Below are 21584 nucleotides of genomic sequence, written 5' to 3' on the forward strand. Positions count from 1 at the left end.
CCTGATGCAGGTCGAGCCGGCCAGGCTGGTCGAGCTGGCGGCCTCGTCCGAGCACGTCCTCGACGCCATGCGCAGCGACTGGTCCCTCGCCCTCGACGAGCTGTCGGGTGCCTGCGGCGCGCTCGGCGACAATCCCGGCACGGTCAACCTCTCCGCGTCCTACGCCGATGCGCTGGCCGACGCCGGCGAGGTCGTCACCTCGCTCGCCGACGCCCTCGAGATGGGCATCGCCGGCCTCGTCGACGCCGCGCAGGACGCCGTACGCGCCGACGACACCGTGGCTGCCGAGCTCGACCGGGCGTCCCGTGCGCTGGACGAGGGACCGTTCTGGTCGACTCCCGGGTGCGGGGGGCGCTGACCGTGCCGGCCAACCCGTGGGAGCTGTGCGCCGACGTGCGTCCGCTGGAGGCCGCCACGCAGCGCTGGGACGAGCTCGGGGCCCTGATGGCACGCCGTGGCGACGACCTCGTCGAGGCCGCCCGCCGGGCCACGGAGGGATGGGACGCCGCCGCCGCCGAGAGCTTCGCGGAGCACCGCCGCGAGGTCCTCGCCAACCTCGACCGGTTCACCACCCTCGCGGCACAGGTCGCGGGCTCGCTGCGGGCCGTCAGCGCGGTCCTCACCTCCTCGCAGAAGGACCTCGACCAGGCGTGGACCACCGTGGCGATGGTCCCGCACGAGAAGGTCGGCGAGTCGCGCCACCTCGTCTTCAAGCCGTCCGAGGACGACGACCGCGGCAAGGTCGCGCGCGGCCAGGCCGAGGCCGAGGAGATCCGCCGACGCCTCACCCTCGCGCTCGACCAGGAGGCCACCCGGCTCCGCGCGGCCCGCACCGAGCTCGTCACGGTGCGCACCGAGCTGATGACGCTGACCGGCAGCCGGTTCCCCGGGACCCTCGGCCCCGCCCACGAGGTCTCGGGTGTCGGCTCGGTGCCGCCGGAGTCCACCTCGGTGCGCGGCGCCTCCCAGGCGGGGGTGTCCGCCCTACCGCCGATCGCTCCCATCTCGGTATCGATGCCCGACCTGACCGGGATCTCGACGAGCGGCGTCGACCCGCTCGCCGGGGCCGCGGCGGCCGCGGCCCTGCGAGGCGCGGCGGCCCGGCGGTCGTCGGGCCAGACCGCCCCGCCCATCGGCGGCATGGGTGCCGGGGCCATGGCGGCTCGCGCCGGCACGATGTCGCGCGGCATGGCGAGCGGCCGCGGCGGAGGGTCCCGGATGCCCACGCCCCGACTCGAGCGCACCTCGTCGGAGGAGGCCGCCGCCCGAGCCGCCCGCGACAAGGATGCGGCCAAGGAGACGGCCAGGGAGGCGAAGCGCGCCGCGCTCGAGGAGAAGCGTGCCGAGCGTGCGGCCCGCAGGGCCGAGCGCAGGGCCGAGCGAGAGGCCGAGCGCGAGGCAGAGCGGGACACGTCGCCGCATCGCGACGACCCGGAATCCGACGCGGAGCCTGTCGACCCGGGTGAGGAGGTCGACGGCGGTGACCCCGCTGCGCGCCGGCCGCTGATCGAGGTCGTCCACGAGCCGGCGCCCGACGCGGACCACGGGGGCGGTCGCCGGTAGATTGGCGTCGTGCCCGAGACGAGCGCCCCGCAGACCGCCTCCCTGACGACCTCCGGCGCGACCGGCACCCTCGACACGGTGGCACTCGCAGCCGCCGACGCCGAGCGGGAGCAGCCGTGGGCCGACCTCGGGCTGAAAGCCGACGAGTACGCCCGGATCCGCGAGATCCTCGGCCGTCGACCGACGAGCTCGGAGCTGGCGATGTACTCGGTCATGTGGAGCGAGCACTGCTCCTACAAGTCCACCAAGGTGCACCTCAAGCAGTTCGGCGAGATCCCGCAGGAGACGCCGGTCGGCAAGATGCTCGCGGGCATCGGTGAGAACGCCGGCGTGCTCGACATCGGCCAGGGCTACGCGGTGACCTTCAAGGTCGAGAGCCACAACCACCCGTCCTTCGTCGAGCCCTACCAGGGCGCGGCCACGGGAGTCGGCGGCATCGTCCGCGACATCCTCGCGATGGGTGCCCGCCCGGTCGCGGTGATGGACCCGCTGCGCTTCGGCCCGCTCGAGGCCGCTGACACCGCGCGCGTGCTGCCCGGGATCGTGGCCGGCGTCGGCGGCTACGGCAACTGCCTCGGCCTGCCCAACATCGGCGGCGAGGCCGTCTTCGACGAGACCTACGCCGGCAACCCGCTCGTCAACGCGCTGTGCGTCGGCGTGCTCCGCCACGAGGACCTCCACCTCGCCAAGGCCTCCGGCGCCGGCAACCAGGTGGTGCTCTACGGCGCGCGTACGGGCGGCGACGGCATCGGCGGCGTCTCGGTGCTGGCCTCGGAGACCTTCGACGAGACGGGCCCCGCCAAGCGGCCGAGCGTGCAGGTCGGCGACCCGTTCATGGAGAAGCTGCTCATCGAGTGCACCCTCGAGCTCTTCGCCGCCGGCGTGATCGCCGGCATCCAGGACCTCGGCGGTGCCGGGCTCTCCTGCGCGACCTCCGAGCTGGCCTCGGCCGGTGACGGCGGCATGCACGTCGAGCTCGACCGGGTGCCCTTGCGCGACTCCACGCTCGCTCCCGAGGAGATCCTCATGAGCGAGTCGCAGGAGCGGATGATGGCCGTCGTCGAGCCCGCCGACGTCGAGGCCTTCATGGCCATCTGCGAGAAGTGGGACGTCGAGGCCGTGGTCATCGGCGAGGTCACCGACTCCGGTCGCCTCCACATCGACTGGCACGGCGAGCGCGTCGTCGACGTGCCGCCGCGTTCCGTGGCCCACGACGGCCCGACCTACCAGCGCCCGTACGCCCGCCCGGACTGGCAGGACGCGCTGCAGGCCGACGGCGCCGAGGCCCTGGCCCGGCCGGCGTCCGGCGAGGAGCTGCGCGAGACCCTGCTGCGCCTCGTCGCCTCGCCCAACCTGTGCGACAAGTCGTGGATCACCGACCAGTACGACCGCTACGTCCAGGGCAACACCGTCCTCGCGCAGCCGTCCGACTCCGGCATGGTCCGCGTCGACCCCGCGACCAACCTCGGCGTCTCGGTCTCCACCGACTGCAACGGTCGCTTCGCCAAGCTCGACCCCTACGCCGGGGCCCAGCTCGCGCTGGCCGAGTCGTTCCGCAACGTCGCCACCGGTGGCGCCCGCCCGCTGGCGGTCTCCGACTGCCTCAACTTCGGCTCGCCCGAGGACCCGGACGTGATGTGGCAGTTCGCCGAGGCGTGCCGCGGCCTCAAGGACGCCTGCCTCGAGCTCGGCATCCCGGTCACCGGCGGCAACGTCAGCCTCTACAACCAGACCGGCGAGACGGCGATCCTGCCGACCCCCGTGGTCGCCGTCCTCGGCGTGATCGACGACGTCACCCGGCGTACGCCCACCGGCTTCGTCGCCGAGGACGAGCGGGTCTTCCTGCTCGGCGAGACCCGCGAGGAGCTCTCCGGCTCCGAGTGGGCCCACGTCGTGCACGGCCACCTCGGCGGCCTGCCGCCGAGGCTCGACCTCGCCGCCGAGCAGGCGCTCGCGTCGCTGCTGCAGGACGCCGCCCGCGACGGCGTGCTCACCAGCGCCCACGACCTCTCCGACGGCGGCCTCGCCCAGGCGCTCACCGAGTCGACCTTCACCCGCGACATCGGTGTCTCGGTGTCCCTCGACGCGGTCGCGGACGACGCCTTCGTCGCGCTCTTCTCCGAGTCCACCGCCCGCGCCCTGGTGACGGTGACCGACGAGCACGCCGACGCGCTGGTCGCGCTCGCCCAGCGCCACGGCGTACCGGTGACGCCCCTCGGGCGCACCGGCGGCGGCACCATCTCCGTCGAGGGCGCCTTCGACCTCCCCGTCGCCGAGGCCAAGGCGGCCTGGCGCGCGACCATGCCCGCGGTCCTCGGCTCCTGACACCCGCCGCTGGTCGAGCAGCGAGCGAAGCGAGCGTGTCGAAGCCGAGGCCACGACCGTGACCTCGGCTTCGGCACGGGCGCCAGGGCGCCCCGCTCGACCAGCGGGGGTCAGCGCCTCAGCTCGAGCGCCGCATCGCGCGTACGCCGACGAGCAGGCCGACGGCCGCCACGATCGCCGCTCCGGCGGCGCCCTGGAGGATCACGTCGGCGGGCCAGGTGCCGGCGAACAGCGCGCGAGCCGCATCGACGACGTAGGTCATCGGGTTGAGCATCGACACGACCTCGAGCCAGCGGGGCGCGCCGTCGATCGGGAGCAGCACGCCGGCGGTCAGCAGGGCCGGGAAGAGCAGCGTCTGCTGGATGGTCCAGAACATCCAGTCCTCGCCCTTCGATGCGAGCGCCAGCGCGAAGGACAGGGCACCGACGCCGACGCTGAACACCGACAGCAGCGCCGCCGCGGCCAGGACGCCGCCGAGGTGCAGGTCGAAGCTGAAGGGCGTCACGACCGCGACGATGATCGCGACCTGCATCAGCATCGGTACGACCTCCTTGAGGGCGCGGCCGACGAGCAGGGCCGGGCGGCCGAGCGGGGAGACCAGCTGCCGCTCGTGCGAGCCGGACTGCATCTCCTCCATCAGGTTCGCGCCGGTGAACGACGCCCCCATCAGCGCGGTCATCGCGACGATGCCGGGCACGAACCACTGGAGCGCGGAGCCGCCGCCGGTGGCCATCTCCGGCAGCAGGGGCGCGAAGAGGCCGAGGAAGACCAGCGGCTGGATCATCGCGAACACCACCGCCATCGGCTCGCGCCACACGGGCTTGAGCTCGCGGTTCATCACGTTCAGGGTGTCTGACACGAAGGTGCTCATGCTGCGACCTCGCTCTCGGTGCGGGTGGACTCGTCGGTGGGGGACTCGGTGGACTGCGCCTCGCGCAGGCTGCGACCGGTCAGGTCGAGGAAGACGTCGTCGAGCGTCGGCCGGGCGACCTCCACCCGGGTCGGAGGTACGCCGTCCGCAGCCAGGTCGGCAAGCACCTCGCCGACGAGGGTGGACCCGTCCTTGACCCGCAGGTCGACCGAGGTCTCGTCCACGTCGACGCGCGAGTCGGGCACGCGCTCCAGCCGGGCGGCGGCGCGCGCGGCGTCGGCCGCCGAGCCGAAGCCCAGTCGCACGAGGTCGCCGAGCCCGCTCTTGAGTCGGGCCGCGGTGTCGTCGGCGATCACCCTGCCGTGGTCGACCACGATCACACGGCCGGCGAGGGCGTCGGCCTCCTCGAGGTAGTGGGTGGTCAGCACGACCGTGCTGCCGCTTTCGGCGTGCAGCCGCTGGATGAGCTGCTGCAGGTTGGCCCGGTTCTGCGGGTCGAGCCCGGTCGACGGCTCGTCGAGGAACAGCACGCGCGGCAGGTGCACGAGCCCCATCGCGATGTCGAGCCGTCGGCGCTGGCCGCCGGAGAGCGAGGACACCTTGCGGTCGGCGACCGCGGCGAGGTCGAGGTCCTCGACCAGCTGCGCCGCCCGTCGGTGCGCGTCGGCGCGGGACAGGCCGTGCGCCCGCCCCTGGCTGACCAGCTCGTCCCGGCCGAGCTGGCGGTGGCCCGCGCCGTTGCCCTGGCCGACGAAGCCGATCGCGTGGCGTACGTCCCGCTGGCCGGTGACCACGTCGTGCCCGGCGACGCTCGCCGAGCCGGACGTGGGCGGGATGAGGGTGGTGAGCATGCGCAGCGTCGTCGACTTGCCGGCCCCGTTGGGTCCGAGGAAGGCGACGAGCTCGCCCTGCCCGATCTCGAGGTCGAGGCCCTGGACGGCCTCGACGGTCTGCTTGCGCGAGGTGAAGTGGCGGGTGAGGCCACGGGTCACGATCGCCGGTCCTGAGTGCTGGTGATGGGTCATGGAACAGACGCTAGGAAGCAATCAGGTCAGTTCCTGACCGCATGGAGAACTATTCTGGACGGCATGAGCACGAGCGAGCGGATGCTGCGGCTGCTGTCCCTGCTCCAGACCCACCGCTACTGGCCGGGCCCGGAGCTGTCCGAGCGGCTCGAGGTGAGCGCGCGGACGCTGCGCCGCGACGTGGACCGGCTGCGCGAGCTCGGCTACACCGTCGACGCCGTACGCGGTGCGGCCGGCGGCTACCAGCTGCGGGCCGGGGGCTCGCTGCCGCCGCTGCTCCTCGAGGACGAGGAGGCCGTCGCGATCGCCGTCGGGCTGCGGACGGCGGCCACGTCGGCGGTCTCGGGCACCGACGACTGGTCGGTCCAGGCCCTCTCCAAGGTCCTCTCCCTCATGCCGCCGCGGTTGCGGCGCCAGATGGACGCCGTCGCCAGCCAGACCGACTCCCCGGGGCCGTGGGAGGGCGCACCGGTCGTCGACGCCGCGGTCCTCACCACCCTCGCCCAGGCCTGCCGCGACAGCGAGGTGCTCCGCTTCGACTACACCGCGCGCGAGGCCGAGGTCACCCACCGCCGGGTCGAGCCGCTGCGCCTGGTCTCGCTCGGCCGCCGGTGGTACCTCGTGGCGTACGACCGCGACCGGGCCGACTGGCGCAGCTTCCGCCTCGACCGGATCACCGCCCCGGAGCCCACCGGCCAGCGGTTCCGGGCGCGCGACCTGCCCGCCGAGGACGCCCTCGCCTTCGTGCAGCAGGGCATCCGCCGCATGCCCCAGCGCTACGCCGTACGCGTCCGCGTGGCGATGGCGGCCGACGACCTGGCCGCCGGCGTCGGTCGCTGGGGGACCGTCACCGAGGACGGCGAGGGGTGCGTGCTCGAGATGAACGTCGACGACCTCGACTGGCCCGTCATGGTGCTGGCCGGCTCGGGCGCGGAGCTCGTCGTCGAGTCGCCGCCCGAGCTGGCCGAGAAGGTCGCCGAGGTCGGCGCCCGGTTCTCGCGCGTCGGACGGGCCGCCAGCTAGCGGCACGAGGAGGGGGACGCCACGGGGGAGTGAGTCTGGTGCCGGTCACCGAGCCGTCCTCCCCTCGGCTCCGAACCACCGGCGTGCGCCGCCGTACGTTCCTCGCGCTGCCCGCCCTCGGACTGGTCCCGTGCGCGGTGTTGAGCGCGTGCTCCCGGGCGCCGACTCCGGGCCGGGCTCACGGGGTGAGCCAAGGTGCCGGGCAGGATGGTGCCGTGCGGATCACCTACGGCGACGACCCGTCCCAGCTCGTCGAGCTCCACCGACCCTCCACCGCCTCGCGCGGCGTGGTCGTCGTCATCCACGGCGGCTTCTGGAAGTCCGCCTACGACCACACCCTGGGCACGCCCCTGGCGCGCGCGCTGGCCGAGCGGGGCTGGACCGCGTGGAACATCGAGTACCGCCGGGTCGGCAACGGCGGCGGGACCCCGGAGACCTTCGACGACGTCGCCGCGGCCATCGACGCGCTGGCCGACGTCGACGGCCTCGACCTGTCCACCGTCGTCACCCTGGGCCACTCCGCGGGCGGCCACCTCGCGGTCTGGGCGGCCGGGCGCCCCGACCCCGGAGTACGCGTCACCCACGCGATCTCGCAGGCGGGGGTCCTCGACCTCGTCGCCTCCGACCGGGCCGGACTCGGCGGCGGTGCGGCGGCCGCGCTCCTGGGCCACCCGGCCGGGGCCGGGGACGCCCAGTGGGACCCCCAGCAGCAGATCCCGCTCGACGTGCCTGTGTGGGCGGTCCACGCGCCCGACGACGACACGGTGCCGTTCGCCCAGGCGGAGGCCTACGTCGACGCCGCCACGGCCGCCGGCGCCGAGGCCACGCTCGTCGAGGTCACCGGGGGCCACTTCGGCGTCATCGACCCCGACAGCGACGCCTGGGCGGCGCAGCTCGAGGTCCTCGACGCCATCGGGTGAGCACCATGCAGGCAGTTCGCCCTCCGCGCCCGCGGCCCCACGCTCAGCGGTCGCCGCCCTGACGCGAACTGCCTGCACGGTGTCGGTCTAGCCTCGTGACGTGCCAGCACGCCTCAAGGTCCTCACCTCCGCCCAGCTCGCCACCGCCCACGACGAGGGCGACGCCAGGGCGCTGGTCAAGCACTACCTCGCGGTCCTGGAGCAGCGCGCCCCCGGCCGCTCGGTCGAGGTCCGGGTGCCGCCCCACGCGGCCGTCCAGGTGGTGCCCGGCGTGCGCCACACCCGCGGGACCCCGCCGGCCGTCGTCGAGACCGACGCCGACACCTGGCTGGCGCTCGCCACCGGGCGTACGACGTGGGCCGAGGCGATCGACTCGGGTGCGGTGGTCGCGAGCGGGGAGCGCACGGACCTGTCGCCGTACCTGCCGTTACTCTCCGCCACATGAACGTGAGCTCCCTCGGCTTCCGCACCGACCTGGCGCTGCTGACCGCCTCCGGCAGCATCGTGGAGGACCGGGGCACCCACCTCGTCGTGCGGTCGCCGGACAACCCGTCCTACTTCTGGGGCAACTTCCTCCTCCTCGCCTCGCCGCCCGTGCCCGGCGGCGAGAAGGAGGTCGTGGGGGCGTTCCGCACCGAGTTCCCGCTGGCCGACCACGTCAGCATCGGCATCGACAGCCCCGAGCTGACGGACGAGGCCCGCGCGGCGTTCGAGGCCGCCGGCCTGGCCGTCGACGTCGCTACCGTCCTGACCGCCGCGAGCCTGCAGCCGCCCCGCGAAGTCGAGGCCGAGGTCCGCGCGCTCGACAGCGACGAGGACTGGGAGGCCCGCGCCCGGCTCAGCCGCCACGTCGACGCCCGGCCGACCGAGGAGGTGTTCATGAGGTTCGCACGCCAGAAGAACGCCCAGGAGCGCCGCCTCGTCGATGGCGGCCGCGGCCAGCGCTTCGGCGCCTTCGTCGACGGCGCCGTCGTCTCGACGGCCGGGGTCTTCGTCACCGAGGACGGCGTCGCCCGCTTCCAGAGCGTCGAGACCCACCCCGAGCACCGCCGCCAGGGGCTCGCGGCCGCCGTGGTGCACGCCGCCGGCCGGTACGCCCTCGACAGGCTCGGCGTCCGCACGCTCGTGATCGTCGCCGACACCGACGGCGAGGCGATCGGGGTCTACCGCCGACTCGGGTTCGCCGAGCACGAGCAGCAGCTGATGATGGAGATGCGGAGCGGGGAGTGGGCGTCGTCGGGCGGCTGAGACCCGAGTCCTAGGGTGTCGGCCATGACTGTCGACATCGCCGCTCGTCTCGCCGAGGTCATGCCCGGCATCCGCCGCGACCTCGAGGACCTCGTCCGCATCGAGTCCGTCTCCGCCGACCCCGCCCGCGCCGGCGAGGTCGAGCGCAGCGCCGAGGCCACCCGCGACCTGTTCGCTGCGGAGGGCTTCGAGTGCGAGATCGTCCGCGCGTACGACGGCGCCCCGCCCGCCGTGATCGCGAAGAAGGCCGGGCCCGAGGGGGCGCCGACGGTCCTGCTCTACGCCCACCACGACGTCCAGCCCGAGAACGACCACGCCGACTGGGACTCCCCGCCGTGGGAGCCCACCGAGCGTGGCGACCGCCTCTACGGCCGCGGCGCCGCCGACGACAAGGCCGGCATCGCCGCCCACCTCGGCGCGGTCCGGATCTTCGGCGACGAGCTGCCGGTGAACCTGGTGATGTTCATCGAGGGGGAGGAGGAGGTCGGCTCCGACACCCTCGTCGAGCTGCTCCAGACCTACAAGGACCGCCTCGAGGCCGACGTCATCGTCATCGCCGACTCCGGCAACTGGGACATCGGCGAGCCGGCCCTCACCACGAGCCTGCGCGGCCTCGTCCGGATGGACGTCGAGGTCCGTACGCTCACCCACGCCGTGCACAGCGGCATGTGGGGCGGCCTCGTCCCCGACTCGATCATGACGCTGAGCCGTCTCATCGCCAGCCTCAACGACGACGCCGGCAACGTCGCCGTCGAGGGCCTGCACTCGGGGCCCGCCGCCGACGTCGAGTACCCCGAGGCCCGCCTGCGCGCCGAGTCCGGCGCCGCCGAGGGCATCGAGTGGATCGGCTCCGGCTCGGTCGTCGAGCGACTCTGGACCAAGCCGTCGATCAGCATCACCGGCCTCGACGCCCCCAAGGTCGAGGGTGCGTCCAACACGCTGGTCCCCGCCGCGCGCTGCCGCATCAGCATGCGCATCGCCCCGGGCGACACCACCGCCAACGCGGTCCAGTGCCTCCAGGCCCACCTCGAGAAGCACACCCCGTGGGGAGCCACCCTCACCACGACGGTCGTCGACACCGGCGAGGCCACCCAGATCGACGCCAGCGGGCCGGCCTACGACGCCGCGCGCGCCGCGTTCGCCGAGGCCTGGGACGGCACCGCGCCCGTCGACATGGGTGTCGGCGGGTCGATCCCGTTCATCGCCGAGTTCCTCGAGGCCTTCCCCCAGGCGAGCGTCCTGGTGACCGGCGTGGAGGACCCCGACACCCGCGCCCACGGCGCCAACGAGGGCCTGCACCTCGCAGAGTTCGAGAAGGTCGTCAAGGCCGAGGCGTTGCTGCTGCGCAACCTGGGTGAGCTGGCCCGGGGCTGAGCCGCTCAGGCGGGTGAGCCCGTCTGCTGGGGACCGTCGGTAGCGTGGCGGGCATGGCGACCTTCCGTGCCCGCGACCGTTCCTCGGCGGTGCTCCGCTCGCCGCGCAGCGAGGTCTGGGCGGCCCTGACCGACGCGGACCTGATCGCGAAGATCACTCCGTACGTCACCTCGATCGACGTGGACGGCGACCGCTGGACGTGGCGGATGGGCACCATCCCCGTGCTGCACGTCTCGGTCGCGCCCCACTTCACCGAGGTGATGGAGTTCGAGCCGGAGGAGCGGATCAGGTTCCACCACGACCCCGCGCGCTCCGACGAGATGACGGCCGTCGAGGGCACCTACGAGCTGGCGGACCACCCCGGTGGCGGCACCGACGTGAGCATCGACCTGGAGATCAGCGCCCGGCTGCCGCTGCCCGGGCTCGCCCGCCCGGCGGTCGAGCGGGTGATGGCCGGCGTGGTCAAGCACATGGGCGCGGTGTTCTCGCGCAACCTCCTCAAGCACCTCGGCGAGGCGTGATGCGGGTCCTCGTCCTGGGAGCCACGGGCTACGTCGGCTCCCGGCTGGTGCCGCACCTCCTCGAGCACGGCCACGACGTGGTGGCCGCCTCGTCGTCCGAGCCGCGCCCGGACCGCTTCGGCTGGGACGAACGCGTCCACGCGATCCGGTGCGACGTGACCGACCCCGCCGCCGTCCTCGCGGCGGTCGACGGCGTCGACGCCGTCGTCTACCTCGTGCACTCCCTCGACCGCAGCGACTTCTCCGACCGTGACCGCGTGGGTGCCGAGACGGTGGCGGCCGTGGTGCGGGAGTCCGGCGTACGCCGCGTCGTCTATCTCTCCGGGCTGGTCCCCGACGTCCCCGAGACCGACCTGTCGGCCCACATCTCCTCGCGGCTCGAGGTGGAGCGCATCCTCCTGGGATCCACCGACGAGGCCGTGGCGTTGCGGGCGGGGGTCGTGATCGGCGCCGGGTCGACGTCCTTCGAGATCATCCGGCAGGTCGCGACCCTGTTCCTCGTGCAGCCCGTGCCGACCTGGATGCGCAGCAGCGTGCAGCCGGTGGCAGTCTCCGACGTGCTGCGCGCGATCGACGACGCGCTCGCCGAGGACGGTCCGCGCGGAGCGGTCGACGTCGGCGGCCCCGACGTCGTCGCCTACCCCGACCTGATGCAGGTGGTGGGCGGCGAGGCGGGCCTGTCCCGGCTCCGGGTCCCCGCGCCGGTCGCGCCGACCGGACTGGTCGGGCTCGCGACCGCCCTGGCGACGACGGCGCCGTTCCACACCGTGACGGCCCTGATCGAGTCCCTCCACCACGACATGGTGTGCCGGCCCGGGCACACGTGGCAGCCGCGCTCCGGCGGTCCGCTCGTCGGCGTCGAGGAGGCCGTACGCCGTGCGCTCACCCCCCTGTACGCCGGCCCCGAGGGTGCCCTGCCGTCCGACCCCGCCTGGGCGCGCGGCAACCCGCTGCTCGACGTCCTCCCCCTGCCGGCCGCGGGCAGGACGGCCGCCCGTCTCGCGCTCCACCGCGTACGAACGCTCCTCCCCGGCGCCTGAGCCGGTATCTGGGGACGTGACGGACGTGGATCGGGTGGCGAACCGTCCACCTCGTCCTCAGATATCGGCCGCTGGGCGCGAGTACGGCGATCACGCCGACCGCCCGTAGACTGCGGGTCGTGCCCTACCAGACGAGCAGGCGGACGGGCGGCGACGGCCGTCTGACCACGGCACTCGACCCCCAGGACCAGGGCCCGCAGGACGCCTGCGGCGTCTTCGGTGTCTGGGCCCCGGGCGAGGACGTCGCCAAGCTGACCTACTTCGGCCTCTACGCGCTGCAGCACCGCGGCCAGGAGTCCGCCGGCATAGCGGTCAGCAACGGCCGGCAGATCCTGGTCTACAAGGACATGGGCCTGGTCTCGCAGGTCTTCGACGAGTCGACCCTCGACTCGCTCAAGGGCCACCTCGCCATCGGCCACTCGCGCTACTCGACCACCGGCGCGAGCACGTGGCAGAACGCCCAGCCGACCTTCCGGCCCACCGTCGACGGGTCGATCGCGCTGGGCCACAACGGCAACCTGATCAACACCCACGAGCTGCGCGAGATGGTCGCGGCGCTCCCCGACCCCGACGGCGAGCTGCCCCTGCAGGCCCGCGACGTCGAGACCTCCACCAACGACACCGGCCTCGTCACCGCTCTGCTGGCGCACCACCCGGACACCACGCTCGAGCAGCGTGCGCTGGAGGTCCTGCCGCTGCTGCGAGGGGCCTTCTGCTTCGTCTGGATGAACGAGCACACCCTCTACGCCGCGCGCGACCCCCAGGGCATCCGCCCGCTCGTCCTCGGCCGGCTCGACCGTGGCTGGGTCGTGGCCAGCGAGGACGCCGCGCTGGCCACCATCGGCGCGAGCGTGGTGCGCGAGGTCGAGCCCGGCGAGATGATCGTCATCGACGAGAACGGTCTCCGCTCGCACACCTTCGCCGAGCCCGACCGCAAGGGCTGCGTCTTCGAGTACGTCTACCTCGCCCGTCCCGACGCCACCATCAGCGGCCGCAACGTCCACGAGGCGCGCGTCGAGATGGGCCGTCGCCTGGCCCGCGAGTTCCCCGTCGACGCCGACCTGGTCATGCCGGTGCCGGAGTCCGGCACGCCCGCGGCGTCCGGCTACGCCGCCGAGTCCGGCATCCCGTTCGGTCAGGGCTTCGTCAAGAACGCCTACGTCGGCCGCACGTTCATCCAGCCCAGCCAGACGCTGCGCCAGCTCGGCATCCGGCTCAAGCTCAACGCGCTCGAGCACATGATCCGCGGCAAGCGCATCGTCGTGGTCGACGACTCGATCGTGCGCGGCAACACCCAGCGCGCCCAGGTCCGGATGCTCCGCGAGGCAGGCGCGCTCGAGGTGCACGTACGCATCTCCAGCCCGCCGGTGAAGTGGCCGTGCTTCTACGGCATCGACTTCGCCACCCGCGCCGAGCTCATCGCCAACGGGCTCACGCCCGAGGAGATCGCCGCGAGCGTCGGCGCCGACACCCTCGGCTACATCTCGCTCGAGGGCATGATCGAGGCGACGAGCCAGACCGCCGAGCGGCTGTGCACGGCCTGCTTCACCGGCGCGTACCCCGTCGAGCTGCCCGACGAGAGCCTGCTCGGCAAGCACCTGCTCGAGGCGACGCTCCAGTCGCCGACGATGGGCCGCGCCCTGCCGGTCCTCAACAACCCCTGATCCGCACGCACTCCGAGGAGCTCCGTGACCGACCACAGTGCCCGCACCGAGGGGGCCTACGCCGCCGCCGGGGTCTCGATCGAGGCGGCCGACCGCGCCATCGACCTGATGAAGGGCTGGGTCGAGAAGGCCCGCCGCCCCGAGATGATCGGCGGGCTGGGCGGCTTCGCGGGGCTCTTCGACGCCTCGGCCCTCACTCGCTACGAGCGACCGCTGCTCGCGACCTCGACCGACGGGGTCGGCACCAAGGTCGCCATCGCGCAGCTGATGGACGTCCACGACACCATCGGCTTCGACCTGGTCGGCATGGTCGTCGACGACCTCGTCGTGTGCGGCGCCGAGCCGCTCTTCATGACCGACTACATCGCGTGCGGCCGGGTCGTCCCCGAGCGCATCGCGGCGATCGTCAAGGGCATCGCCGAGGCGTGCGTCGTCGCCGGCTGTGCGCTCATCGGCGGCGAGACCGCCGAGCACCCCGGCCTGCTCGACCCCGACGACTACGACGTCGCCGGCGCCACCACCGGGGTCGTGGAGGCCAGCAAGCTGCTCGGTCCCGGTCGCGTACGCCCCGGCGACGTCGTGATCGCGATGGAGGCCAGCGGCCTGCACTCCAACGGCTACTCCCTGGTGCGCCACGTCCTCCTCGAGCGGGCCGGCTGGACCGTCGACCGGCAGGTCGACGACTTCGGTCGCACCCTCGGCGAGGAGCTGCTCGAGCCGACCCGCATCTATGCCAAGGCGTGCCTCGACCTCGCCGACCGCACCGAGACCCACGCCATGTCGCACATCACCGGCGGCGGCCTCGCGGCCAACCTCGAGCGGGTGCTCCCCGAGGAGCTGTCGGTGCGCATCGACCGCTCGACGTGGACGCCGCAGCCGGTCTTCGACGTCGTACGCCGCGTCGGCGACGTCTCGCAGGCAGACCTGGAGGCGACCCTCAACTGCGGGGTCGGCATGGTCTCGCTCACGGCGCCCGAGTCCGTCGACACCGCCGTGTCCGTGCTCGCGGGCCACGGCATCCGGGCCTGGGTCGCGGGCGAGGTGCGGGCCGACGCCGACCAGGGCGGTCGGGTCCTGCTGGAGGGCCAGCACCCCGGTTGGTGATGAGTTTCGGCACTTCGCCAGCGAAATGCCGGGTCTTGGTGTGCGGGAACACCCACCGCTCAGGTAGCGTTGTCCCCACGATATGTAACCGATCAGACCGGGCGCGTCGGGCGGCTCTCCGACAGCCCCGGCCAAGTGTGCGAGGGGGTCGACCCTATGGGGCGCGGCCGAGCGAAGGCGAAGCAGACGAAGGTTGCCCGCGACCTGAAGTACCGTACTCACGAGACGGACTTCGGCGCGCTGGCGAAGGAGCTGCACGGAGAGGACTCTCACTCCACGAGTGAGGTCGATCCCAGCGAGGACGAGTGGTCGGACTATGCCGACCCCCGTCGGCGCGCAGACTGACTGATCGCACCCGATCACCCGCCCGGTCCACCGGGTGACGTCGCCTACCGGCGCGCCCTGACGCGCGCCGACGGGGCACGCGGGTGCGGCCCAGGCGCGCCGACCGGGCAGTTCCTCCGGCTCAGACGCACCGACCGGGCAGTTCCTGCAGAGGAACTGCCCGGTCGGCGTGGTGAGAGGGTGAGGAAGCGCCCGGTCAGCGCAGGTGGATGCCGCGCAGGCGGCCGACCTCGCGCATCCGGCGCTCCGCGAGGCGGTCGGCGGCCTCCGCGGTGGTGACGCCGTCGGCGTCGGCGAGCTCGAACACCTTGCGGGTGGTCTCGAAGATCCCCGTCGCACGCTGCTGCGCGCGCTCGAAGGAGAAGCCCTCGAGCTCGTCGGCGACCTGGATGACGCCGCCGGAGTTCACGCAGTAGTCGGGGGCGTAGAGGATGCCGCGCTCGTCGACCTGCTTCTCGATGCCCGGGTGGGCGAGCTGGTTGTTGGCCGCACCGCAGATGATCTTGGCGCGCAGCACCTCGAGGACCTCGTCGCTGATGGCACCGCCCATCGCGCACGGGGCGTAGACGTCGATCTCGCTCGCGACCAGCTCGTCGGTGGAGGCCACGGCCCGCACCTGCGGGAACTGGGCGCGGATCGCCTCGACCGACGGGGCGTGCACGTCGGTCACGACGACCTGGGCGCCGTCCTCGACGAGGTGGCGCACGAGGTGGCGACCGACCTTGCCGACGCCGGCGACGCCGACGGTGCGACCGGCGAGGGTGGGCTCGCCCCAGACCTGCTCGGCCGCGGCGCGCATGCCCTGGAAGGTGCCGTACGCCGTCAGCACCGAGCTGTCGCCGGCGCCGCCGTGGGCGACGGTGCGGCCGGTGACGAAGTCGCACTCGCGGGCGATGTGGTCCATGTCCTCGCTGAAGGTGCCGACGTCGCACGCGGTGAAGTAGCGCCCGTTGAGCGACTGGACGAAGCGGCCGTAGGCGCGCAGCAGCGCCTCGGACTTCAGCTCGGCCGGGTCGCCGATGATGACGGCCTTGCCGCCGCCGAGGTCGAGGCCGGCGAGCGCGTTCTTGTAGGACATGCCGCGCGAGAGGTTGAGGACGTCGACGATCGCGTCGTCGGTGCAGGCGTAGGGGTAGAACCGCGTCCCGCCGAGGGCCGGGCCCAGGGCCGTGGAGTGGATCGCGACGATGGCCTTGAGGCCGGTCGCGCTGTCGTTGCAGAAGACGACCTGCTCGTGCTCGCTGCCGAGCTCGAAGACGTCGACGCCGGAACTGGCTGCTCCAGACGGGGCAAGGTGTCCAGACATGCTCGTTGATCCTTTTCTGGTGGGTGCGGCCGCGGGGTGTGCGGACCTTGTCAGCGCGGTCGAGGGGTGGTGACCGCCGTCACGCTCAGCGTAGTCCGGCCCGCGCGCGCACGCCGCATCACGCTGGCCGCATCACCACGAGGGCACCGTGCGTGCCGTAGCCGAGCAGCTTGCCGCCCGTCCGCCGGCCGTTGAAGGTGACCATCAGCCAGCCGTCGTCGAGCCGCGCGAGCGTCGGCCACGGCAGGTTGGTGGGGTAGGGCGCGTCGAGCGTGCCGATCTCGGCCATCGTCAGGTCGTACGCCGGGAAGCGGGCGCGCTGTCCGCGTCGGGAGTCGCGGCCGTCGCTCGCCAGCACGACCATCCGGCCGTCGACCTCGACGAGGGTCGTGCCCTCGGTCGAGCGGCGGTCGGTCGCCGCGCCCAGCAACCGCAGGTCGTCGAGGTGGGTGCCTCCCGCGAGCGCGGGGTGGAAGTCGAAGAAGCGGCGCGCGCTGACGAAGCCGACGAGCCACTGCCCGTCGCGGCGCACCAGGTGGGGGTCCCACGTGGCGATGGAGGCGAGGCCGTCGGTCGGCAGCGGGAGCTCCCTCGTGTCGAGGACGTGGGTGCCGCGCAGCAGGTCGGCGGTGGCCGGTTGCTCGGCGAGCGTCACCCGCAGCCCCGCCGGCTCCCGCCGCCCCGCGCGGGTGGTCGGCTGCTCGAAGTCGCCCCACGTGCTCGTCGCGACGAGCCAGCCGTCGTCGGTGCGGACCAGGTGGGTGGCGTGGTCGCCGAAGACGCCAGGACGGTCGGGTCGCCGGAAGAACAGGTCGCCGGTGTGCTCGACCTCGAGGGCGGCCGGGTCGAGGCGCCACACGCTCGTGTGTGCGGTGTCGAAGAACCCGGGCCCGGCCGACGTGGCCGTCAGCCACAGCACGCCGTCCGTGCGCAGCGGGGTACCGTCCTCGGCGGTGACGAACCGTACGTCGCGCAGGCCGAGCTGCCCGAAGCCACCGCCGACCCCGCCCCCGGACGGCACCTCGACGCGGAGGTCGGCGAGCGCCTGCTCGTCCCGGGTGTCGACCACGTCGCGCAGGTCGTGCCGGGCGCGCGCCACCCAGCCGTCCGCTTCGTGGCTCCACGCGGTCACGTGGGTCCCGGTGAGGGTCAGCCCGAGCCCGCTCGGAGCGACGGCGCGGTGGAAGCGCCGGCTCCGCAGCTCGGTCGTCGTCTGACCGTCGTCGAGCGTCAGGAAGACCGAGCCGTCGTCGAGGGTCGCGCCGATGCGGTGGCCGGCCAGGTGCAGCGCGAGCCCGGTCGGTTCGCGTGCATCGGTGGTGGCGGCGACGTACGGCGCGGCGGCGGGCATCGCGATGACGCCGCCCGTGGTCCCCTCGACGTGGACCGACCCGGGCGCGACGAGGTCGACCGGATGCAGCCGGCGGACGATCTCGAGGCGGGGGAGCACCGCACCATCCTCCCGGTCGCCGGGGGCGCCGTCGGCGGTGGACCAGCAGAAGGGCCCCGATCGGGACGTGATCGGGGCCCTTCTGTGCTTGTGGGCAGGGGCGGGGTCGAACCGCCGACCTATCACTTTTCAGGCGATCGCTCGTACCAACTGAGCTACCTGCCCAAGCGGGGTCGAGAATACATGAGCCCGGCGGCAGGGGTGGAATCGGCTCAGGACGGGTCGCGCACGGGGAGCTCCACCCAGAACGACGAGCCCGCTCCGGGCGTGGACTCGCCGCGGACCGCCCCGCCGTCGCGCTCGGCGATCGTGCGCGCCATCGACAGGCCCAGGCCGCTGCCCGGGACCTCGGGACCGGCGTAACGGACGAACGGCTCGAAGACGTGCTCGAGCTGCTCGGGCGTGAGGCCCGGGCCGTTGTCCCGGACGATGATCCGCACCATCTCCTGGCCGCTCTCGCCGAGCAGGCGCTGGGTCGAGAGGTCCACGGTGCCGCCGTGCGGGTGGTGGTGGGCGATGGCGTTGCCGACGAGGCTCGTCAGCACCTGGCGTACGCCCGACGGGTGGGCGCGCACCGTGGCGGCGGGATCGACGTCGATGTACAGCTCGACGGCCGCCGTCTGCGCGGGGGTGCGGTGCCAGTGCGCGACGTCGGCGACGGCGTCCCCGACCAGGACGTCCTGCCGCTCGTCGTCGCTCGAGAGGGTCCGCCCGGCTCCGAGCAGGCTGTCGACCACGTCGAGCACCCGCTCGCAGGCGCGCATCATGACGGGCCCGTCGCGGAGCACCCCGGAGGAGACGGGGTCCTCGGGGGTCTGGCCGGCCTCGTCGACGAGCACCTCGGTGTAGCCCAGGATCGCCGACAGCGGCGTACGCAGCTCGTGGCCGACGGAGCCGAAGAAGTGCTGGTAGGCCACCTGGGCCTCGGTGCCCGCCTCGATCGCCTCGGCGAGCGAGCGGCGGGACTGCTCCAGGGCGAGGCGGGAGATGATCGCCGCGCTGAGCAGCTTGAAGTCCTGTACGAGGGCGTCCGGCCAGGGGCCGGCCTCGCTGCTGGCAGCAGACAGGCTGCCGTACATGTCACCGCGGGTGAGGAGGGACGCGGTGAGAAAGCTGCGGATGTCGATGCGGGCGAGCTCGGTGCGGTCCTGTGCGGCGTCGTCGGGCAGGAGCTCGCGGTCCACCATGACCACGACTTGGCCGGTGCGCGCGAGGCGCGAGAGCCACGGCATGGTCAGCGCCGCCTCCGGGCCGGCCTCGGGCGGCGGGACGACGCTCACCTCGGCGCCGGGCGCCGCCCACTCGCGGATCCAGGCGCGACCGCCCAAGCCCTTCCACTCGCGGGTGTCCTCCGGCTGGAACCTGGTGAGCACCGAAGTGACCACGTCGACCCGCTCGTAGGTCAGCAGGTGCCGGGCCACGAGGTCGACGGCTTCGTCGACACCGATGGCACCGGCCAGGAGGGAGATCGCCAACCCGGTTGCGGCGGGCGACGTGGGGCCCGTGGCCGACGCGTCCTGCAGCGCGGGATGGTCGATCACGGCGAGGTCTCCGATCTGGCGGTGGCGGTGAACCGGCACGGCACGGGGTATATGCCCCGACTCTGGTCGATCCGAACGTCCTCGCTCAACGTCATTTCGTGGTCCGCGCCCCAGGAGGCGAGGCGCACCAGCACCGCCAGGCCGAGACTACGCCCCGGGCAGGCGTGCGGACCGGCGCCGAACGGCAGCCAGGCCCCCGGGCGCCGGGTCCCGTCCTCCCATCGCTCGGGATCGAAGTCGGCGAGCGTGTCGGGGGCGCCCGGCACCAGCTCGGCCAGCCGCCCGAGGAGCAGGGGGCTGACGAACACCACCCGGCCGGCGGGGATGCTGGCCCCGCCGAGCTCGACCGGTTTCGTCGTCACCCGGGCGGTGAGCCAGGTGGGCGGGGTCAGGCGCAGCGTCTCCCACACGACGTGGAGCGGGTCCGTCGCCGGTGCCGGGTGCTGGGCCAGCCAGGCCAGGAGGAAGGAGCCGGCCGCGATCGGGACCTGGATGCCGGCGGCCAGCATGGTGGCGACCTGCTGGGAGGTGCGGTCCTCACCCGGGAGGCACGCGAGCGCGTCGTCGAGGACGCCCTCCAGCGCGACGCGGGTGTCGTGCTCCGCCCGTCGGACCCGGCTCCAGCGCCGGGGGCGACGGTGGGCGGCGATGACGGGACCGAGGGCGTCGATCCACGCGAGCACGTGGTCGGCGACCATGTCCCGGCGCGCGTCGTCGAGCGCGGGGAGGACGGCAGCGGTGGTCGAGCGCGCCACCGGCCGGCGCAGCAGCGACATGGCGTCGTACGGCTCGTCGCGCGCGCTCCGGGCGTGCTCTCGGAGGGCGGCGGCCCACTCGGCGTCGAAGACCGCCACACCCCGGGCGACCTGGTCCGGGGGGACCGGGTCGAAGACGGTGTGGCCCGAACGGGTCTCGCCGCGGCTGCCCGACAGGTCGCCGGTCCGGTTGACGTTGCCGGGGAAGTCGAACGTCGCCGGGTCGGTGAGGACCTGGCGCGCCTGCGCCTGGCTGGTGGCCAGCCACGGCCCCCCGGGTCCCAGTGCAGCCGCGCCGTCCCGCGGTGCCGAGAGGACAGCGCCGAGCTGGCCGCCGGCCGACTCGACGCTGTCCATGTGACTCACAGGGGAGTGGTCACGTGTCGTGGTCCGTCCGATGCGTCAGCGACGCGGCGGCGCCGGACGCCAGGAGTACGGCATGTGGTTGACGGCGCGCTTGCGCTCGATGGCGGTGAAGATGCGGTTCATCATGGTGTTCTCCAGGGTGGGTTGGTTCGTGCGCCAGGTAGACGCACAAGGGACACGCCGCGGAGTTCTGCACCCGGTGTTGCGTTCAGGGAAGGGCTCAGGACTCCATGTCGCGGAGTGTCTCGGCTATGAGATCGGTCAGTTGCTGGATACGCAGCGGCTTCTGCATGACCGTCGTGATGCCGAGCTCTTGGAGGACCGCGCGGTGCTCGCCGGCCCAGGCGGAGATGACCACGATCCGCAGCTCCGGGGCGACGTCGGGGTGCGCGCGCAGCCACCGCACCACGTCCACGCCCGTCATGCGCGGCATCGTCAGGTCGAGGAGCATCACGTCGTACTTCTCGCCCTGCAGCGTCTCGACCGCCTCCTGCCCGTCCACGGCGGTCTCGGCGTCGTGGCCGGCCCGCTCGATGAGACGGCAGAAGACATCACGGATGTCCTCGTTGTCGTCGACGACGAGGAAGCGCAGGTGACGCCCTTCGCTGCTCACGTAGGCAAGGTTAGTCAAAGAGGGTGGCAACTCGCTGCGGTCTTGCAGAATTGCCCTGCCGGTGAGCGTGTTTCGCATTCCAGCGGGGCTCCCGTTGCGTACGTCCCGGGCGTGGCGCGCCGCCGTCGGGTTGGGAGGCGGGCGCTCGCTGGCCCTATGCTGGGCGCTGCTCCTCCGGGCCTGCCCGGGACGAGCTGGCCCCCATCGTCTAGCGGCCCAGGACCCCGCCCTTTCACGGCGGTAGCGCCGGTTCGAATCCGGTTGGGGGTGCGATCCAGCCCGGGGTCGACGCCGATTGGGTGTCACCAGAGGCCATGGGTTAGAGTTCCACCCGCTTCACCAGCAACACCCAGCACCACACATCTGGCCCCGTAGCGCAGTTGGTTAGCGCGCCGCCCTGTCACGGCGGAGGCCGCGGGTTCGAGTCCCGTCGGGGTCGCAGAGTCATGACAACAGCAGGGCGAGCCACCAGGCTCGCCCTGCTGTCATTTCGGCTGGAGAACCAGGGGCTTCGCGGTCGCTCCTAGGCT

General features: G+C 73.1%; 20 protein-coding genes and 3 tRNA genes. 15 read left to right on the forward strand and 8 right to left on the reverse strand.

Annotated features, from left to right (window positions below):
* Positions 1-4 precede the first annotated feature (4 nt).
* From IEZ24_RS20285 to purL, 3 genes are read left to right on the forward strand one after another with little or no spacing between them, the layout of a single operon-like run.
* Positions 5-358, forward strand: a complete 354-nt coding sequence (locus tag IEZ24_RS20285; RefSeq protein WP_129456875.1) for a hypothetical protein — start codon at positions 5-7, stop codon at positions 356-358.
* 2 nt (positions 359-360) lie between these two features.
* A complete protein-coding gene (locus IEZ24_RS20290; protein WP_129456874.1) occupies positions 361-1563 on the forward strand; it encodes a hypothetical protein in 1203 nt (400 codons plus the stop codon).
* A gap of 9 nt (positions 1564-1572) precedes the next feature.
* A complete protein-coding gene (gene purL, locus IEZ24_RS20295) occupies positions 1573-3888 on the forward strand; it encodes a phosphoribosylformylglycinamidine synthase subunit PurL (RefSeq protein ID WP_242498606.1) in 2316 nt (771 codons plus the stop codon).
* 118 nt (positions 3889-4006) lie between these two features.
* Here the strand turns inward: purL and IEZ24_RS20300 are convergent, their stop codons facing one another.
* Positions 4007-4747, reverse strand: a complete 741-nt coding sequence (locus IEZ24_RS20300; RefSeq protein WP_242498605.1) for an ABC transporter permease — start codon at positions 4745-4747, stop codon at positions 4007-4009.
* Between the two features lie 8 nt (positions 4748-4755).
* A complete protein-coding gene (locus IEZ24_RS20305) occupies positions 4756-5784 on the reverse strand; it encodes an ABC transporter ATP-binding protein (protein WP_129456872.1) in 1029 nt (342 codons plus the stop codon).
* A 63-nt stretch (positions 5785-5847) separates the two neighbouring features.
* Here IEZ24_RS20305 and IEZ24_RS20310 point away from each other — a divergent pair, with 63 nt between their 5' ends.
* The 10 genes from IEZ24_RS20310 to IEZ24_RS20355 all read left to right on the forward strand — a co-directional run bounded on the left by IEZ24_RS20310 (position 5848) and on the right by IEZ24_RS20355 (position 15023).
* Positions 5848-6807, forward strand: coding sequence for a helix-turn-helix transcriptional regulator (locus tag IEZ24_RS20310; protein ID WP_207206932.1), 960 nt, complete (start codon positions 5848-5850; stop codon positions 6805-6807).
* A 215-nt stretch (positions 6808-7022) separates the two neighbouring features.
* Positions 7023-7727: an alpha/beta hydrolase family protein gene (locus IEZ24_RS20315; protein WP_242498604.1), complete on the forward strand. Its 705-nt coding sequence runs from the start codon at positions 7023-7025 to the stop codon at positions 7725-7727.
* 100 nt (positions 7728-7827) lie between these two features.
* The gene (locus IEZ24_RS20320; RefSeq protein WP_129456871.1) at positions 7828-8172 is read left to right on the forward strand and encodes a sterol carrier family protein; all 345 of its coding nucleotides are present in this window, start codon (positions 7828-7830) and stop codon (positions 8170-8172) included.
* On the forward strand, positions 8169-8975 hold the full coding sequence (locus tag IEZ24_RS20325; protein ID WP_129456870.1) for a GNAT family N-acetyltransferase: 807 nt from the start codon (positions 8169-8171) through the stop codon (positions 8973-8975). The genes IEZ24_RS20320 and IEZ24_RS20325 overlap by 4 nt, the downstream gene beginning before the upstream one ends.
* A gap of 24 nt (positions 8976-8999) precedes the next feature.
* Positions 9000-10349 (forward strand): dipeptidase, encoded by a 1350-nt coding sequence (locus IEZ24_RS20330; RefSeq protein WP_129456869.1) that lies wholly within the window; start codon positions 9000-9002, stop codon positions 10347-10349.
* A 53-nt stretch (positions 10350-10402) separates the two neighbouring features.
* Positions 10403-10870, forward strand: a complete 468-nt coding sequence (locus IEZ24_RS20335) for an SRPBCC family protein (RefSeq protein ID WP_129456868.1) — start codon at positions 10403-10405, stop codon at positions 10868-10870.
* Complete coding sequence (locus IEZ24_RS20340) at positions 10870-11910, forward strand: NAD-dependent epimerase/dehydratase family protein (protein ID WP_129456867.1); 1041 nt, start codon at positions 10870-10872, stop codon at positions 11908-11910. The genes IEZ24_RS20335 and IEZ24_RS20340 overlap by 1 nt, the downstream gene beginning before the upstream one ends.
* A 119-nt stretch (positions 11911-12029) precedes the next feature.
* The gene (gene purF / locus IEZ24_RS20345) at positions 12030-13574 is read left to right on the forward strand and encodes an amidophosphoribosyltransferase (protein WP_129456866.1); all 1545 of its coding nucleotides are present in this window, start codon (positions 12030-12032) and stop codon (positions 13572-13574) included.
* 24 nt (positions 13575-13598) lie between these two features.
* Positions 13599-14678, forward strand: coding sequence for a phosphoribosylformylglycinamidine cyclo-ligase (purM, locus tag IEZ24_RS20350; protein ID WP_129456865.1), 1080 nt, complete (start codon positions 13599-13601; stop codon positions 14676-14678).
* Between the two features lie 156 nt (positions 14679-14834).
* Complete coding sequence (locus IEZ24_RS20355; protein ID WP_129456864.1) at positions 14835-15023, forward strand: DUF3073 domain-containing protein; 189 nt, start codon at positions 14835-14837, stop codon at positions 15021-15023.
* A 196-nt stretch (positions 15024-15219) separates the two neighbouring features.
* Here IEZ24_RS20355 and IEZ24_RS20360 read toward each other — a convergent pair whose 3' ends face one another.
* From IEZ24_RS20360 to IEZ24_RS20385, 6 genes are all read right to left on the reverse strand, one after another.
* Entirely contained in the window at positions 15220-16329 is a 1110-nt protein-coding gene (locus IEZ24_RS20360; protein ID WP_129456863.1) for a Glu/Leu/Phe/Val family dehydrogenase, read from the reverse strand.
* 118 nt (positions 16330-16447) lie between these two features.
* Complete coding sequence (locus tag IEZ24_RS20365) at positions 16448-17779, reverse strand: hypothetical protein (RefSeq protein ID WP_129456862.1); 1332 nt, start codon at positions 17777-17779, stop codon at positions 16448-16450.
* A gap of 91 nt (positions 17780-17870) precedes the next feature.
* Positions 17871-17944: transfer RNA gene (locus IEZ24_RS20370), tRNA-Phe, on the reverse strand.
* 47 nt (positions 17945-17991) lie between these two features.
* Positions 17992-19359 (reverse strand): sensor histidine kinase, encoded by a 1368-nt coding sequence (locus tag IEZ24_RS22490; RefSeq protein WP_129456861.1) that lies wholly within the window; start codon positions 19357-19359, stop codon positions 17992-17994.
* Entirely contained in the window at positions 19317-20432 is a 1116-nt protein-coding gene (locus tag IEZ24_RS20380) for a cytochrome P450 (RefSeq protein ID WP_129456860.1), read from the reverse strand. Before IEZ24_RS20380 ends, IEZ24_RS22490 begins: the two co-directional genes overlap by 43 nt.
* Positions 20433-20661: 229 nt before the next feature.
* Complete coding sequence (locus tag IEZ24_RS20385) at positions 20662-21054, reverse strand: response regulator (protein WP_165356205.1); 393 nt, start codon at positions 21052-21054, stop codon at positions 20662-20664.
* 197 nt (positions 21055-21251) lie between these two features.
* Here IEZ24_RS20385 and IEZ24_RS20390 point away from each other — a divergent pair.
* Positions 21252-21324, forward strand: a tRNA-Glu gene (locus IEZ24_RS20390).
* Positions 21325-21419: 95 nt separating this feature from the next.
* Positions 21420-21493: transfer RNA gene (locus IEZ24_RS20395), tRNA-Asp, on the forward strand.
* The last annotated feature ends 91 nt before the right edge of the window (positions 21494-21584 follow it).

It is taken from the genome of Nocardioides ganghwensis (assembly GCF_014779655.1).
Classification (GTDB): Bacteria; Actinomycetota; Actinomycetes; order Propionibacteriales; family Nocardioidaceae; genus Nocardioides; species Nocardioides ganghwensis.